Origin of the sequence: Burkholderia sp. BCC0419, from assembly GCF_902830285.1 — a bacterium.
In the GTDB taxonomy this organism is placed as follows: Bacteria; Pseudomonadota; Gammaproteobacteria; order Burkholderiales; family Burkholderiaceae; genus Burkholderia.
Map to the genome: position 1 here is coordinate 615,263 of NZ_CADESR010000003.1, position 15,054 is coordinate 630,316.

General features: G+C 68.8%; 14 protein-coding genes and 1 tRNA gene. 7 read left to right on the forward strand and 8 right to left on the reverse strand.

All coding sequences use genetic code 11. The features are described 5' to 3' along the window. The first annotated feature begins 85 nt into the window (after window positions 1–85). Entirely contained in the window at window positions 86–1,387 is a 1,302-nt protein-coding gene (locus HWW87_RS21080) for an NCS2 family permease (protein WP_174385246.1), read from the forward strand. 246 nt (window positions 1,388–1,633) lie between these two features. On the opposite strand, the gene HWW87_RS21085 is transcribed toward HWW87_RS21080, so the two are convergent. Together HWW87_RS21085 and HWW87_RS21090 are read right to left on the reverse strand one after the other, a co-directional pair. Then, a complete protein-coding gene (locus HWW87_RS21085; RefSeq protein ID WP_006480750.1) occupies window positions 1,634–1,921 on the reverse strand; it encodes a DUF1488 domain-containing protein in 288 nt (95 codons plus the stop codon). A gap of 240 nt (window positions 1,922–2,161) precedes the next feature. Further along, the gene (locus tag HWW87_RS21090) at window positions 2,162–2,353 is read right to left on the reverse strand and encodes a DUF2964 family protein (protein WP_244107315.1); all 192 of its coding nucleotides are present in this window, start codon (window positions 2,351–2,353) and stop codon (window positions 2,162–2,164) included. 269 nt (window positions 2,354–2,622) lie between these two features. Between HWW87_RS21090 and HWW87_RS21095 the strand changes: the two genes are divergently transcribed. The 4 genes from HWW87_RS21095 to HWW87_RS21110 all read left to right on the forward strand — a co-directional run bounded on the left by HWW87_RS21095 (window position 2,623) and on the right by HWW87_RS21110 (window position 5,751). Then, on the forward strand, window positions 2,623–4,521 hold the full coding sequence (locus tag HWW87_RS21095; protein WP_175821966.1) for a sigma-54-dependent Fis family transcriptional regulator: 1,899 nt from the start codon (window positions 2,623–2,625) through the stop codon (window positions 4,519–4,521). 82 nt (window positions 4,522–4,603) lie between these two features. Next, entirely contained in the window at window positions 4,604–4,906 is a 303-nt protein-coding gene (locus HWW87_RS21100) for a 2Fe-2S iron-sulfur cluster-binding protein (RefSeq protein WP_175821967.1), read from the forward strand. A 58-nt stretch (window positions 4,907–4,964) separates the two neighbouring features. Further along, the gene (locus tag HWW87_RS21105) at window positions 4,965–5,459 is read left to right on the forward strand and encodes an SRPBCC family protein (RefSeq protein WP_175821968.1); all 495 of its coding nucleotides are present in this window, start codon (window positions 4,965–4,967) and stop codon (window positions 5,457–5,459) included. Beyond that, window positions 5,440–5,751: a LysE family transporter gene (locus HWW87_RS21110; RefSeq protein ID WP_279608042.1), complete on the forward strand. Its 312-nt coding sequence runs from the start codon at window positions 5,440–5,442 to the stop codon at window positions 5,749–5,751. Before HWW87_RS21105 ends, HWW87_RS21110 begins: the two co-directional genes overlap by 20 nt. A gap of 15 nt (window positions 5,752–5,766) precedes the next feature. Here the strand turns inward: HWW87_RS21110 and HWW87_RS21115 are convergent, their stop codons facing one another. Further along, window positions 5,767–7,080, reverse strand: coding sequence for a leucine-rich repeat-containing protein kinase family protein (locus tag HWW87_RS21115; RefSeq protein WP_175821969.1), 1,314 nt, complete (start codon window positions 7,078–7,080; stop codon window positions 5,767–5,769). 142 nt (window positions 7,081–7,222) lie between these two features. On the opposite strand from HWW87_RS21115, the gene HWW87_RS21120 reads away from it, so the two are divergent. After that, window positions 7,223–7,307, forward strand: a tRNA-Leu gene (locus HWW87_RS21120). A gap of 76 nt (window positions 7,308–7,383) precedes the next feature. Here HWW87_RS21120 and HWW87_RS21125 read toward each other — a convergent pair. Then, window positions 7,384–8,256 carry a LysR family transcriptional regulator gene (locus HWW87_RS21125; protein ID WP_174385256.1) on the reverse strand — a complete coding sequence of 291 codons (873 nt, stop codon included), beginning with the start codon at window positions 8,254–8,256 and terminating at the stop codon, window positions 7,384–7,386. 142 nt (window positions 8,257–8,398) lie between these two features. Here HWW87_RS21125 and HWW87_RS21130 point away from each other — a divergent pair, with 142 nt between their 5' ends. Further along, window positions 8,399–9,640: an MFS transporter gene (locus HWW87_RS21130; protein WP_175821970.1), complete on the forward strand. Its 1,242-nt coding sequence runs from the start codon at window positions 8,399–8,401 to the stop codon at window positions 9,638–9,640. Window positions 9,641–9,717: 77 nt separating this feature from the next. Here HWW87_RS21130 and HWW87_RS21135 read toward each other — a convergent pair whose 3' ends face one another. From HWW87_RS21135 to HWW87_RS21150, 4 genes are read right to left on the reverse strand one after another with little or no spacing between them, the layout of a single operon-like run. Beyond that, complete coding sequence (locus tag HWW87_RS21135; protein WP_175821971.1) at window positions 9,718–10,965, reverse strand: RhtX/FptX family siderophore transporter; 1,248 nt, start codon at window positions 10,963–10,965, stop codon at window positions 9,718–9,720. A 22-nt stretch (window positions 10,966–10,987) separates the two neighbouring features. Continuing rightward, complete coding sequence (locus tag HWW87_RS21140; RefSeq protein ID WP_175821972.1) at window positions 10,988–12,499, reverse strand: PepSY-associated TM helix domain-containing protein; 1,512 nt, start codon at window positions 12,497–12,499, stop codon at window positions 10,988–10,990. Window position 12,500: 1 nt separating this feature from the next. Continuing rightward, window positions 12,501–12,764 (reverse strand): hypothetical protein, encoded by a 264-nt coding sequence (locus HWW87_RS21145; protein ID WP_175821973.1) that lies wholly within the window; start codon window positions 12,762–12,764, stop codon window positions 12,501–12,503. Further along, window positions 12,764–14,980, reverse strand: coding sequence for a TonB-dependent siderophore receptor (locus HWW87_RS21150; RefSeq protein WP_175821974.1), 2,217 nt, complete (start codon window positions 14,978–14,980; stop codon window positions 12,764–12,766). The genes HWW87_RS21145 and HWW87_RS21150 overlap by 1 nt, the downstream gene beginning before the upstream one ends. Between the last annotated feature and the right edge of the window lie 74 nt (window positions 14,981–15,054).

Consider the following 15,054-nt stretch of genomic DNA (forward strand, 5'->3'; position numbering starts at 1 on the left):
GCTGGTTACAGTTAGCCGGCCGCGCTGCCTTTACAACAATTCGGCACAACAATCAACACGACAACCCGACCGGAGAAACGCCTTCATGGAATCCATCAAGCGGTATTTCGGCTTCGCTGAAGCCGGCACCGATTTCCGCACCGAAATACTCGCGGGCGTCACCACGTTCCTGACGATGGCCTACATCATCTTCGTCAACCCCGCGATCCTCGGCGACGCCGGCATGCCGAAGGAATCCGTGTTCGTCGCGACCTGCCTCGTCGCGGCGCTGGCGTCGATCATCATGGGGCTGTACGCGAACTACCCGATCGCCTGCGCGCCCGGCATGGGCCTGAACGCGTATTTCGCGTACACGGTCGTCAAGGGGATGGGCTTCACGTGGCAGGCCGCGCTCGGCGCGGTGTTCATTTCCGGCTGCCTGTTCCTGCTGGTCACGCTGTTCCGCGTGCGCGAGGCGATCGTCAACGGCATTCCGAAATCGCTGCGGATTTCCATTACCGCCGGTATCGGCCTGTTCCTCGGCATCATCTCGCTGAAGACGTCGGGCGTGATCGTCGGCAACCCGGCCACGCTCGTCACGCTCGGCGACCTGCACAAGCACGAGACGATCCTCGCGATCGTCGGCTTCTTCACGATCGTCACGCTCGACCACCTGCGCGTGCGCGGCGCGATCCTGATCGGCATCATCGGCGTGACGATCCTGTCGTTCTTCTTCGCCGGCAACCAGTTCCACGGCGTGTTCTCCGCGCCGCCGTCGATCGACGCGACGCTGTTCAAGCTCGACATCGGCGCCGCGCTGTCGACCGGCATCATCAACGTCATCCTCGTGTTCTTCCTCGTCGAGCTGTTCGACGCGACGGGCACGCTGATGGGCGTCGCGAATCGCGCGGGCCTGCTCGTCGAAGGCAAGATGAACCGCCTGAACAAGGCGCTGCTCGCCGACAGCACGGCGATCGTCGCGGGCTCGGTGCTCGGCACGTCGTCGACCACCGCGTACATCGAGAGCGCCTCGGGCGTGCAGGCCGGCGGCCGCACCGGCGTGACGGCCATCACCGTCGCAGTGCTGTTCCTCGCGTGCCTGTTCATCGCGCCGCTCGCCGGCGTCGTGCCGGCCTACGCCACCGCGCCCGCGCTGCTGTACGTGTCGTGCCTGATGCTGCGCGAGATGGTCGAGGTGCCGTGGGACGATGCGACGGAAGCCGTGCCGGCCGCGCTGACCGCGCTGCTGATGCCGTTCACGTACTCGATCGCGAACGGCGTCGCGTTCGGCTTCATCGCGTACGGCGGCCTCAAGCTGCTGACGGGCCAGGCCCGTACGGTCAAGCCGATCGTGTGGATCATTGCGGCCGTATTCCTGTTCCGCTTCTTCTATCTCGGCAGCGAGTAAGCGAAGCGCATTGCTGCACCGTACGATGAAATGCAAAAAACGCCACCTTCGGGTGGCGTTTTCGTTTTTGCACGATTCTTCTGCGATCCTCACGAATCGATGCGCATGCCCCTGCCGACGCTCGGGCCATCCCGCGCGGCCCGCATGCGAAAATGCCGCCCGGCCCCACCGAACGGCATTGCGTGAAAGGCAACGTCTTCGCGTGCACCGCGCTCCGGCGCGCGCCGCAAGACGAGCGTCGTGTCGTCAGCGCCAGTTGGCCTCGTAGAAACGCACGTAGCCGCTGCGCAGCGTCACGCATTGCGCGCGCGTTTCCGACAGCAGGCGCCGTGCGGCCGCCTCGATGCGCTCGCGGTGCTGGTCGAATGCGCCGACCATGTCCTCGAAACGCGGCGATGCCGCGCCGAAGTGGTCTTCCAGCGCCTCGGCGGTGATCTGACACTGGACGCGCTCGCCATTGACCAGTGCCGTGAACGCCAGCATCAGGTCACGCCCCGAATATTCAGGCTTCTCGTTCGTGAAATGGATCTGCATGGAAGCCGCCTCGACCGGTAGAAAACGAATGACCGCGTCCGTCGTCCGCTACCGGCCGGACGAAATGTACGCGGGCTCGCCGGCGGAGGCCCCGACCGCGGAGTGTGGCGCGATCGATGCATGCCGGTTGAATTCCACTTTAGACGGTTTCGCGCGGGAGACAAAAATTTCGGTGTGCGTCGTTCCGACGCGCATTTCGTCTGATCTGCGCGGCATCCAGCACCGTTTCGCAAACGGACGTCAGTGCGGGTCGGTCGGCCAGACGTTGAGCGCGATCGCGGCGGTCGTGGCGCCCACCGCAATCGCGGCCGCCCCGTATCTCACCGCGTCGGTCAGGTCGAACAGCAATCCGTGGATCGCCACGGCAATGCCGCCCAGCATGATGAAGGTGGCGATGGCCGCCAGCACGACTCTCAGTTCCGCCCGAACCATGATGCGTCTCCCGAACGGATGCATGTCGCGTCGCATGCTTGTTGCACTGCGGAACACGGCGCGTGCGTGCTCCATTTCCATCATTGCAGGCGGGCGCTTAAAAGCAAGGGGATTTTGTTGACGGTCGCACATCGCACGTGGCGCTTGTATGATGATGCGTACCCGGACGGACGGCTGTTGCGCCAAATGGTGCACCGCGAGCGGAGATGCACTCCGCCGCCGATTCCGATCCGGTCGGCCCCGGCGGCCCCGGGAACAGGAGACAAACCATGCCGCAACCCTTCGTGCTGCCCGCCACCGCGGGGCGTACCGACCTGCTCGCGCAGGCGCATGCGCGTTCGACCGCGGTCGGCCTGCGCGCGCACGAACGCCCCGATTTCTCGCCGCTGTCGCGCGTCGCGCTGCGCGCACTGCTCGACACGAACCACACGCTGTTCTCGCACGCCCGCCCGGTGATGGAGGATCTCCACGCGCAGATCGCCGAGACGCAAAGCCTCGTGCTGCTGACCGACGCCGACGGCGTGATCCTGCACAGCATCGGCGACGCGGACTTCATCGAGAAAGCCAACCGCGTCGCGCTGTGCAACGGCGTGTCGTGGGCCGAAGGCGCACGCGGCACCAATGCGATCGGCACCGCGCTCGCGTCGGGCCAGGCCGTGGTCGTGCACGGTTCCGAACATTTCCTGCGCGCCAACCACATCCTCACCTGCGCGTGCGCGCCGATCGTCGATCCGTTCGGCCGTACGCTCGGCACGCTCGACGTGAGCGGCGACCCGCGCGGCTCCAGCCCGCATACGCTCGCGCTCGTGCGAATGTCCGCGCAACTGATCGAGAACCACCTGTTCGCGAACCAGTGCGGCGAAGCGCTGCGGCTGCGCTTTCACGCACACGAGGATTGCGTCGATTCGCTGTTCGCGGGGCTCGTCGCCTTCGGCCCCGACGGCGGGCTGATCGCCGCGAACCGCAGCGCCCAGTTCCAGCTCGGCGCGTCGTTCGACGCACTGCAGCACCAGGCCAGCGACGCGTTGTTCGGCATGCGCTTCGGCCAGCTCGCGCAGCAGGCCGCGCGCGCGCCGGGCGCCACGTTCCGCCTCACGCTGTCGACCGGCGTGCGCGTGCTCGCACGCTGCGAATTCCCGGAAGCGCAGAAAACGACCGTCGCGGTCACGCCGCCCGCGCCGGCTGCGCGCGTGCGTGCGCCGGACCCCGACGCGATCACGTTCGCGACGCTCGACACCGGCGACGCGCGCATGGCCGCCGTACTCGAACGCGTCGCGAAGATCCGCGGGCGCGACCTGCCGCTGCTGATCCTCGGCCAGACCGGCACCGGCAAGGAATGGCTCGCCCGTGCGCTGCACCAGGCGTCGCCGCGCGCGGACGGCCCGTTCGTCGCGGTCAACTGCGCGGCGCTGCCCGATTCGCTGATCGAGGCCGAGCTGTTCGGCTATGAAGACGGTGCGTTCACGGGCGCACGCAAGCGCGGCAGCCCCGGCAAGATCGTGCAGGCCGACGGCGGCACGCTGTTTCTCGATGAAATCGGCGACATGCCGCTCGCGCAGCAGGTGCGGCTGATGCGCGTGCTGCAGGAGCGCGCGGTGATGCCGCTCGGCGGCGCACGCGCGGTGCCGGTCGACGTGCGCGTAGTCTGCGCGACCCACCGCGACCTGCGCGCGATGATCGCGGACGGCACGTTCCGCGAGGATCTGTTCTACCGGATCAACGGGCTCGCGGTCACGCTGCCGGCGCTCGCCGCACGCACCGACCTGCCGGCGCTCGTCGAGCGGATCCTCGCGCGGCTCGCGCGCAGCGAGCCGATGCCGCGCCGCCTCGCGGCCGACGTGCTCGACGCGTTCGCGCGCCACCGCTGGCCCGGCAACCTGAGGCAGATGACCAACGTGCTGCGCACGGCCGGCATGCTCGCCGAAGACGAAGCCGAAATCACGCTCGCGCATTTGCCCGACGATTTCTGGCTCGACTGCGACGACGCCCCGGCTACGCCGGCCGCATTGACCCCGTCGGCCGGCAAGCGCGAAGGCACGACGCTGCAAAGCCACCAGGCCGCGATGATCGACGCGGTGCTCGCGCGGCATGGCGGCAACGTATCGGCGGCCGCGCGCGAGCTCGGCCTCGCCCGCAATACCGTGTACCGGTATCTGCGGCGGCACTGACGCCCACGGCTGGCGGCCGTCGTCCGCCAGCGGGTTCGGGTATGCTTGGCGCGTTGCCGCCGACCCGCCGCCCGCTTCAGTCATGACCGATCCAGAACACCCACCCCTCGTGCGCATCGAACCGCTCGGCGCAACCTTCGACGCACCCGATGCGCTGACGGTGCTCGAAGCCGCCGCGTTCGCCCGCGTGTCGCTGCCGCGCTCCTGCCGCAACGGCACATGCCGAAGCTGCCTTTGCCGGATCGTCAGCGGCAGCGTACGCTACACGATCGAATGGCCGGGGCTGAGCCGCGAGGAAAAGGCCGACGGCTATACGCTGCCGTGCGTGGCCGTTGCAACGTCGGACCTCGTGCTCGACGTGCCCGACGCGGTCATGCTCGACTAGACATGGCGCGCGGCCGCGCGCGTCGCCCTGCAACGCTCGATCCTGCATGGAGAACATGATGATCCAGCAAACCGATCGCATCGAAAAACAGACGCTGCTCGCCGCGTCCCCCGACCGCGTCTGGGCAGCCGTCAGCAATTCCGGCGAATTCGGCCAGTGGTTCGGCGTGTCGTTCGACGGCCCGTTCGAAGCCGGCCAGCCGTTGTTCGGCCGCATCACGCCCACCCGCGTCGACGACGACGTCGCGAAGGCGCAGGAGCCCTATGCGGGCACCGTGTTCGAAATCGTCGTCGATCGTATAGAACCCAAACAACTGTTCTCGTTTCGCTGGCATCCGTTCGCGATCGATCCGAATTTCGATTACACATCCGAGCCGATGACGCTCGTGACGTTCACGCTCGCGGCGCAGGCCGGCGGCACGCTGCTCACGGTCACCGAAACGGGTTTCGACCAGTTGATCGAAGCGCGTCGCGCGACGGCGCGCGACATGAACGACCAGGGCTGGGCCGCGCAGATGACGCTGATCGCGAAGTATCTGGCGCTGCACGCGTAGCGCGCTGCTACGCCGCACGTGCGTGTCGGGCAGCAATCCGAAGACGATGATCTTCCTGTCCGCGTTCATGCCGCAGTTCATCGTGCACGACCGCCCGCTCGCGCTGCAGTTCGTCGTGATGTACGCGACGATCGCCTGCACGGTCGTGATCGTTCACAGCGTCTATTCGGCCGGCGTGCGCCGCCTGCATCGCGGCGTCGGCATGAGCCGCGCGGTGCGCGCGCTCAAGCGCGCGAGCGGGCTGCTGTTCGTCGGGCTCGGCATCAAGCTGCTGACCGCACGGCAGGCGTGAGCCGGCCCGATCCCGTCAGCGCATGCGAGCGGCCAGCGCGGCCGTGACCTCGTCGAACGACGGCCGCGCATCGACGTCCTCGTTCACGCACGCCGTCGCCAGCGCGTCGAGCTCGCCGGCATGCGGTTCGCAGCGCTCGAGCAGTTCGCCGAGCAGATAGCCGAACGCACGCACTTCGAGCCGCTCGAACCTCGCGCCGCGCGCGCGCTCGTTCACGTCGTACAGCGACGCCGCCCCGAAATCCCCGAGCAACGCGCCGCCCGCGCCGTCGTGCAGGATGTTGTGCGCATACAGGTCGCCATGCATGATGCCGCGCGCATGCAGATGGCCGGCCGCCGACGCGATGCCGTGCGCGATCCGCAACGCTTGCGCCGGATCGAATGTCGCATCGGCGCCATAGACGTCGCGCGTGCACGATGCGAAGCTCGGCGGCCCGGCGAGGTTCGTCAGCGCGGGATCGACCTGCTCCATCACGAGGCCGTGCGTGCCGTCCGGATGCCCGCGCACCTTGCCGATCACCGGGATCAGGTGCGGGTGACGGCCGGCATGCAGGCACGCGGCCATTTCGCAATCGGGCAGGCCGTCGCTCGTCACCGCGCCCTTGAACAGCTTGACCGCGACCGTCCGCGGCGGATGGCCGTCCGCACGCCATTGCGCGCGATAAATGACACCCGACGCGCCCTCGCCCAGTTTCAGTTCACATGACAGCGCGGCCCAGTCGATCTCCGTGACGTCCGGCCCCGCCGACGCCGCGGCCTCCGGCGCCGCGCCGAGCGGATTGCCGGCAACGGCGAGCCATGCGAGACGCGGCAGGCGCAGCAGCCAGTCGGGCAACGCGTCCAGCCGGTTCGCCGACAGACGTACCAGCTCCAGCGCGCGGCAGGCGGCCATTTCCGCGGGCAGCGCCCGCAGCTGGTTGCCGGCAAGCATCAGCTTCTGCAACCGCGCACAGTCGCCGATGTCGGTCGGCAGTTCGCCGATTGCATTGTCGGTCAGGATCAGCCAGCGCAGCGCACGCGGCAGCGCGCCGCGCGGCACGGTACGGATCCGGTTCGCCTTGAAGCCGATCATGTCGAGTTGGCCGCACGCGCCGAGCACGTCGGGGAAGGCGGTGAAGCGGTTGCCCGACGCGAACAGGATGCGCAGGCGATGCAGCCGAGGCAGATCGTCCGGCAGCGCGGACAGCGCATTGCCGGTCAGGTCGAGGACTTCGAGCGTGTCGGCCAGATCGAAGATCTCGCGCGGAAATTCGGTCAGCCCGCACGCGAGCTTGAGTTGCCGCGCGCCCGACAGTTGTCCGGCCTGCAGTTGTTCGAGAGTGTGGGTCACGGGGAGAAAACGGGTGGCGGTTGCGGTGATCGTCGGGTCGATCGGACGAATTCTACCGGGATCGATCGGGTGCCCGTACACGACCTTGTCATACCCCCTTCACAAATGCGAAATGTGACGTTAGAATTGCGCCCCTTGCAGTGCCGACGTGGTGAAATTGGTAGACACGCTATCTTGAGGGGGTAGTGGCGAAAGCTGTGCGAGTTCGAGTCTCGCCGTCGGCACCAGATGCGTTTTCCTCGCATTCCGAGCATGGTCAGAAACCCGCGACAGCACATGGCTTCGCGGGTTTTTTGTTTGCAGCTACGCGAGCAACAGAAAATTCCGCACCACCGCGGACGGCTCGTCGCAGCGCGACGCAATGGCCAGCCTGGCGCGAAACCGGTTACCCGCGAACGGCCGGTACACGACCCCGGGAACCTGCACCTGCGTAATCGCCTTCGGCACGACCGACACGCCGAGCCCGGCCGCCACCAGCGTCACCGCGGACGCGATCTGCGGCGCCGGTTGCGCCATGCGCGGCTCGAACCCGGCGGCCTGGCACGCAGCGACGATGTCGTCGAACAGCGCGCCGCCGGCCGTGCGCGGCACCTGCACGAACGACTCGTCGGCCAGCTCCGCCAGATCGATGCGCCGCCGCTGCGCCAGCCGATGCGCGACAGGCAGCGCGACGAACATCGGCTCCTCGTCCCAGTCGGCTACCCGCAGCGTCGCCGCGACGCGGCGCTCCGGCCGCACGATCGCGACGTCCAGGCGCCCGGCCTCCAGCGCCTCCAGCAGGACGCCCGACGTCGCTTCCTGCAACGTCAGCTCCGCCTCCGGATACGCCTCGCGAAAGCGGCGAATCAGATCCGACACTTTCGGATTGAACGCGGCCGTCCCGGTGAAGCCCACCCGCAAATGGCCGGTTTCCCCGCGCGCGGCGCGCCTTGCCGCCCGTGCCGCGCGCTCGGCATCGTCGAGCACGCGGCGCGCCTCTTCCGCGAACACCTCGCCCGCCAGCGTCAGCTCGGCGCCGCGCGCGGTCCGCTTGAACAGCTCCACGCCGAGTTCGTTCTCGAGCGCCTTGATCTGCTGGCTCAACGGCGGCTGGCCGATGCCGAGCGTTTCGGCGGCCTTCGTGAAATTCGACGCGGCCGCGACAGCCAGAAAGTAGCGCAGATGCCGGAGTTCCATGCGTGACGTGACCTCGCGATGAGTCGGGCTGGCCTGTCGTCAGCCAGTGTTAAAACATATTGCTGCGGTTCCTTTCATATATTGGACATATATATGGCAGTGCGCAAGAATTCGCGTATTCCGTCGCACATCGAGTGCCTTCATGTCCTCCGCTTCGATTTCCCGATCCATGCCCGGCCCGCAACAATCCGCGTCCGATGCGCTGCCGGCCGGCGTGTCCCCGCGCTCGGCCGCGTACAAGCGCATCGCGTTCGCGCTCTTTCTCGCCGGCTTTTCCACCTTCTCGCTGCTGTACTGCGTGCAGCCGCTGCTTCCCGCGTTCGCACGCGAGTTCAACGTCGGCGCGGCGTCGAGTTCGCTGTCGCTGTCGCTGTCGACCGGGATGCTCGCGGTGTCGATCCTGTGCGCCGGCGCGCTGTCCGAACGGGTCGGGCGGCGCGGGCTGATGTTCACGTCGATGACGCTGGCCGCGCTGTTCAACCTGCTCGCTGCGTGGTCGCCGAACTGGCACCTGCTGCTGGTCTGGCGTGCGCTCGAAGGCTTCGCGCTGGGCGGCGTGCCGGCGGTGGCGATGGCCTATCTCGCCGAAGAAATCGCCGCCGACGGGCTCGGCTTCTCGATGGGGCTCTATGTCGGCGGCACCGCGTTCGGCGGCATGATCGGGCGGATCGGGATGAGCGCGCTCGAGGAGCACTTCTCGTGGCGAACGGCGATGCTGTCGATCGGCGTCGTCGACCTGCTCGCGGCGCTCGCGTTCGTGATGCTGCTGCCGGCCTCGCGACGCTTCGTGAAACGCACCGACCTGACGCTGCGTCACCACCTGCGGCTGTGGCACGCGCAACTGCGTCACGCACGCCTGCCGTTCGTGTTCGCGATCGGCTTCCTGGTGATGGGCGCGTTCGTGACGATCTACAACTACGCCGGGTTCCGGCTCATGGCGGCGCCGTTCAACCTGAGCCCGACCGCATGCGGGCTGATCTTCGGCGCGTACCTGTTCGGGATGGTGTCGTCATCGAGCGCCGGCGCGCTCGCCGATCGGCTCGGGCGGGCGCCGGTCCTGGTCAGCGGCATCGCCGTCTTCGCGGCGGGCCTCGCGCTGACGCTGTCGCATTCGCTCGCCGCGATCGTCGTCGGCATCGTGCTCGTGACGATCGGCTTCTTCGTCGCCCACTCGGTCGCGAGCGGCTGGGTCGGCGCGCTCGCGGGCGCCGCGAAGGGGCATGCGGCTTCGCTGTATCTGCTGGCCTACTATGCCGGGTCGAGCGTGCTCGGTTCGGTCGGCGGCGCGTTCTGGCAACGCGGCGCGTGGACGAGCGTCGCCGCGTATGTCGCGGTCCTGCTCGTCATCGCATTGCTGGCTGCGCGGCGGTTGAGCCGCGGTTGAGCCGCACTTGAGCCGCGCGTGATGCGGCGCGGTACGGCGCGGCGCGCACCCCGCACCGCGCAACGGCCGCGCAGCCGTCACGACGCCAGCGCATCGTCCCCCTTCACCGCATACACCGCCTCGCGCCGCCGCAGCTTCATCGCGATCAGCGCCGCCAGCACCGCGAGCGCGACGCCGGTGAGAAACCCGCCCGTATAACCGACCTTCGCGGTCAGCGACAGGATCGTCGACGACGCGATCAGCTCGCCGAGATCGCGCGTGCTCTGCACGGCCGTCACGTCGGTGCCGGCCTGATCGCTGCCGCCCGCGAAACGCATGCCGGCCGTCATGATCGACACGGACGTGATGCCGGTCGCCAGCGAGCCGAGCACCGTGCACAGCCACGCCCACGACGGCGACACCGGCAGCCACCCGCTCGCCTGCGCGAACCACAGCAGCGCGGCCGCGCCCGCGCAGCTCACGCCGGCCGTAAACGCGCGCCACAGGCCGAGCGCCCTCACGAGCCACGCGCCGCCGCCGCAACCGAGCACGACCGTCACGACGCCGCCCGCCATCCCGAGTTTCCCGATCGCGTCGAGCGACCAGCCCGCGTCGTTGAGAAACAGCTTCGACAGGCCGAAGCCCGATACGGCGGTCATTGCCGACAGCAGCGCGAGCGACAGCAGCGACCACGAACGCGGCCGCTTCGCGAAGCGCACGAGGCTCGCGTCGTGTTCGGGCCGCGCGCGGGCGCAATCCGCGTCGCGCGGCAAGACCCACAGCACGCAGACGAGGCTCGCGAGCGGGACGGCCGCCAGCGCGAGAAACGCGGTTGGCTGGCCGAACAGGCCGATCAGTGTCAACGTGCCGGCGCCGCCGCCGAAGAAGCCGATCATCACGCCCGCGATCTGGATCGCGTTGATCTTCGCGAGCGTGTCGCCGCTGAAGTGCTCGGCGGCCATCCCGTCGTTCGCGATGTCCTGCGTCGCGCTCGCCAGTGACGCGACGGCCAGCAGCCCGACCGCCCAGCCCGCCGTCGCGACCGTCATCCCGATCTGCGCGAGGCTGCCGAGGCACAGCACGACGAGGGTCTGCATCGGCAGCATCCAGCTGCGCCGCCGGCCGATGCGGGGCGACCAGCGGTTGTCGACGACGGGCGCCCACAGGAATTTCACGACCCACGGCAGCCCGACGAGCGGCAGGAACGCGAGTGCGTGAAGCGGCGCGCCGTCGTGGCGCAGCAGCGTCGGCATCGCATCCATCGCGATGCCGATCGGGATGCCCTGTGACAGGTAAAGCAGCGTGATCGTGATGACCAGGCGGCGGTGTTCGAGCAGATCGCGCATCGAAGTCTCCAGTTGCATGAGGTTAAAAAGGTTCGGCGCCGGCCGGCACGCGCGCGGCCTGCATTGCATCGCGACGCGGACGGCGCGCCGCCCGCAGCAGCAATGCGCCGAATGCGACGAGCGCCGCGTCGATCGGCCAGTACACGGGTTGGCGTGCGCCCAGCAGCGCGATCGCGCAATGGGCCGCGCCGGCCAGCCCGTATGCGACGCCGGCCGCGCGCATCAGGACGCGCAGCCATGCCGCGCGATCGGCGACACAGGCGGCGAGCGCAATCGCGCCGCCCCACACGGCCCAGAACAGCATCGCGAGCGCATGGTCGACGTGCACGCCGTCGGGCAGCGCACGGCCGGCGAACAGCAGCGCGCCGCCCGCGAGCACGAGCCCGCCGCACACGCCGACCGCGGCGGCGGCCAGCACGTCCGCCGAACGATCGCGCTGGGCGCGCCGCCGCTCGATCCACAGATGCAGCCCCGTTGCGCACAGCGCACACGCGGCGAGCCCCATCAGGCAATGCAGCACGCGCAGCACCTCACCGGCCGCCCCCACCCAGCCGTATTGCGCGAAATGCAGCGGCTGCACCGCGATGAACGCGCGCAGCCAGAAGCCGCGGCCGCGCGACGTGGCATCGGCGAGCCATTGCCCGTCCGTCGCGCGGTACAGGTGGCGTTCGAACACGGCCGTGCTCGGCAGGCCCGCGGTCGTGCCGGCAATCTCGACGCGCGCATTCACATCGCCCCAGCGATGCAGCACGACGGCTTCCGGCCGGAAATCCGGCTTGCGCGCCGCGTCGCGCCGCAGCAGCGCATCGAGATCGGGCGCATGCCGCCACGCGCCGCCGGCCTCGACGGGCGGCGGTCCGCCGAGCAGTTCGGCGAACGCACGCTGCGGCTGCCCCGGATACGCGACGCCCGCGAGCGATACCGTGCCGAGCGCGCCGAGCCCCGACAACGCGCCGGTGAACGCGAACAGCACGAGCCACGGCGTGCCCCACAGGCCGATCCACGCATGCAGGTCGAACAGCGCGACACGCAAGCCGTTGCCGCGCCGGATACGCGCCGCGTCGGGCCAGCGCTTGCGATGCACGACGACGCCCGCGACGATGAGCACGAGCAGCACGATGCCCCACAGGCTGACGAAGATGCGCCCGGGGAAACCGGCGAACAGCGTCTTGTGCAGCGTGACGATCAAGGTCGCCCGCCCTGCGTCGGGCAGCGGCGCGCCGGTCGCCGGATCGAGCGCGAGCGTGCACGTCTGGCGCGCGTCGCAGAAGCGGATGGCCGGATCATCCGGCCGCGGCAGCACGATGCGCGTGTCGTGCAACGCCACGCCGAGCGCCGCCGCGCGCGCGACGAGCGCATCGAGCGGCAACGTCGGCCGCGCGACGGCGAGCGCCGGCGGCCGCCACCAGCCCTGCATCGAATCGAATGCGAGACTCCAGGTGCCGCTGAACAACACGACGAACAGCACCACGCCGAACAGCGCGCCGGCGCCGCGATGCAGCGCGCGCCAGCGCGAACGCGACGAAGCGTCCATGTCAGTGCCCTCCCCAGAACATCGCGCACGGCACGAGCACCGCGAGCCACACACCCGCGCGCCAGACGGCCGGCCGCCAGCCGGGGGCGACGAGCACCCACAGCAACGCGGCGACGCTCGCGGCGAGCGTCAGCAACACGGCCGCATAGAGCCGGTTCAGGCCGTCGTCGGGGTAGTGACGGGCCAGCGTGAGCGCGAGCGCGACCGCACCCGGCAGCACGCCGCCGATCGCGATCGCCGCCCGCGTGCCCCAGCCGGACGCCATCAGAATTGCCCGCGCACGGTCAGCATCACGTTGCGCGGTTCCCCGTAACGGTTGTTCCAGCCCGGCTGGCTCAGGCTCAGGTAGTAGTTGCGGTCGAACAGGTTGTTGACGTTGAGCGCGGCGCTCCAGTGCTTGTCGTAGCGGTAGCCGAGCCGCACGCTTGCGAGCGCGTAGCCGCCCTGGCTCATCGAGACGCCGTTCGCCTGCGCCGAGTAACTGCTCTGCACCTGCATGCCGCCGCCGATGCTCCAGCGCCGCTCCTGCCACGGCAGGTCGTAGTTGGTCCACAGCCGGAACAGGTGGTGCGGGTTCAGCAGCGGCGCGAACGAACCCGCGTTCGCGAGGTTGTCCGCATAACGCATCGTGTCGTACGTGTAGCTCGCCCACACGCTCCACCACGGCGTGATGCGGCCGTTCGCCTCGAATTCGAAGCCCTGGCTGCGCACACTGCCGCCGTTCACGTAGTAACAGCTCGGCCCCGCGCACGGATGCGCGAGGTCAACCTGCGGGTTGTTGTCCAGATCGATGCGGAACGCCGCGAGCGACACGTCGAGCTTGCCGCCCGCCAGTTCGCCCTTCACGCCCGTCTCGTAGGTGCGCCCCTTCACCGGCGTCAGGATGCCGCCGCCCCACATCGACTTGGTCTGCGGCTGGAACACTTCCGCATAGCTCGCGTACCACGACCAGTCGCGGGCGAAGTCCCAGATCAGCCCGCCGTACGGCGTGAACTGGTGGCCGGTGTTGTAGTGCGCGCCGAGGCTGTCCTGGTTCCACCAGCTCATCCGGCCGCCGAGCACGAGCGTCACCGGTTCCGCGAGCTTGATGCGGCCGAGCCCGTAGACGCCCTTCTGCGAAACGTCGTTCTGCTGCGATTGCTGGTACGGCCCGATGCCGGGCTCGGGCACGCTGCTCGGGTTCCAGCGGTACACGTTCACCGGCGTGCCGGCCACGTCGCCGAGCAGCGGCGCCGTCATCTGCCCGCTGCTGCTGTTCGCGTAGGTGACGCCGAACAGCAGGTCGTGCGTGAGCCCGAACGCGTGCACGGGGCCCTGCACGTTCGCATCGAGGCTGCGGCTGTAGCTGCTGAACTGGTACGCGGCGCCGGTCAGCCGGCCGCCGGCGCCCGTGGCCGGATCGATCGCGCCGAACGAACCCGCGTACTTCAGGTCCGAGCGCATGCTCTGGTATTCGCCGCTGACCTTCGCCTTCCAGCCGGCGCCGAGCTTCTGCTCGACCGACGCGAACGCGCGCGTCGTGTCCCAGTTGAAACGGCCCCACGCGGTGTCGAGGAACGTCGAGCGCGACAGGCCGAGGCTCGATCCGTCGCGCGCCATCGGCACGCCGGACATGTCGGGCACCGACGTCGTCGTCTGGTACTGCGCACCGAACGTGAGCAGCGTGTCGCGCGTCACGTCGACTTCCGTGACACTATAGATCGAACGCGTGTCCTGCTTCGCATGGTCGTAGAAGAAGTGGCGATCCTCGTACGCGGCGACGAGCCGGCTGCGCACGGTGCCGGCCGCATTGAGCGGGCCGCCGATGTCGGCTTCCGCGCGATAGCGGCCCCAGCTGCCGACGCTTGCGGTGGCGTGCGCGGAGAACTGGTATTGCGGGCGCTTGCGCACGAGGTTGACGGTCGCGGCCGGATTGCCCGAGCCGTGCAGCAGCCCGTTCGCGCCGCGCAGGATTTCCACGCGCTCGTACACCGAGATGTCCTGCGGCGCGCTCGCCATGTCGCCGATCACGACCGGCACGCCGTCGAATTCGAACGAATCGACCTTGAAGCCGCGCACGAAGTACGCGGTGGTGAGCAGCACGTAAGGCTGAACGGTCACGCCGGCCGACTGCTGCATCACCTCGTCGAGCGAGAACAGGTTCTGCTGGTCGATCCGCTCGCGCGTCGTCACGCTGACCGACTGCGGAATCTCGCGCAACGCGAGCGGCATCTTGCCGACCGTCGCCACCGACGGATCGTCGGCCACACCGCGCGACGCATTCACCGCAATCGCCTTCAGCTCGCCGCCGGCAGGCTGCGCGGCGGCCGCCTCTTCCTTGCGGACTTCCGTGCCGCCCGCCGGCGCCGCATCGGCGAACGCCGCCGCCGGATGCGCGGCGATCAGCAGGCCGAGATACAGCGACGGACGCCAGCGCCCGAAACGGGCGGCGCGTGCGCCCTTCATCATCGATCTCTCAGGTTCCCGTACCTCGTACCGCATCCACGCCCCCGTATTTGATAATCATTCTCATTATCAATTAGAACCGGCAGGCGATTTTTCGATCGAGAGGCTTT

What these genes read in the sequence shown, in the direction of transcription:
- HWW87_RS21080 (WP_174385246.1), top strand. Translation starts at nt 86, where the DNA reads ATGGAATCCATCAAGCGGTATTTCGGCTTCGCTGAAGCCGGCACCGAT.
- HWW87_RS21085 (WP_006480750.1), bottom strand. Translation starts at nt 1,921, where the DNA reads ATGCAGATCCATTTCACGAACGAGAAGCCTGAATATTCGGGGCGTGAC.
- HWW87_RS21090 (WP_244107315.1), bottom strand. Translation starts at nt 2,353, where the DNA reads ATGGTTCGGGCGGAACTGAGAGTCGTGCTGGCGGCCATCGCCACCTTC.
- HWW87_RS21095 (WP_175821966.1), top strand. Translation starts at nt 2,623, where the DNA reads ATGCCGCAACCCTTCGTGCTGCCCGCCACCGCGGGGCGTACCGACCTG.
- HWW87_RS21100 (WP_175821967.1), top strand. Translation starts at nt 4,604, where the DNA reads ATGACCGATCCAGAACACCCACCCCTCGTGCGCATCGAACCGCTCGGC.
- HWW87_RS21105 (WP_175821968.1), top strand. Translation starts at nt 4,965, where the DNA reads ATGATCCAGCAAACCGATCGCATCGAAAAACAGACGCTGCTCGCCGCG.
- HWW87_RS21125 (WP_174385256.1), bottom strand. Translation starts at nt 8,256, where the DNA reads ATGGAACTCCGGCATCTGCGCTACTTTCTGGCTGTCGCGGCCGCGTCG.
- HWW87_RS21130 (WP_175821970.1), top strand. Translation starts at nt 8,399, where the DNA reads ATGTCCTCCGCTTCGATTTCCCGATCCATGCCCGGCCCGCAACAATCC.
- HWW87_RS21135 (WP_175821971.1), bottom strand. Translation starts at nt 10,965, where the DNA reads ATGCGCGATCTGCTCGAACACCGCCGCCTGGTCATCACGATCACGCTG.
- HWW87_RS21140 (WP_175821972.1), bottom strand. Translation starts at nt 12,499, where the DNA reads ATGGACGCTTCGTCGCGTTCGCGCTGGCGCGCGCTGCATCGCGGCGCC.
- HWW87_RS21145 (WP_175821973.1), bottom strand. Translation starts at nt 12,764, where the DNA reads ATGGCGTCCGGCTGGGGCACGCGGGCGGCGATCGCGATCGGCGGCGTG.
- HWW87_RS21150 (WP_175821974.1), bottom strand. Translation starts at nt 14,980, where the DNA reads ATGCGGTACGAGGTACGGGAACCTGAGAGATCGATGATGAAGGGCGCA.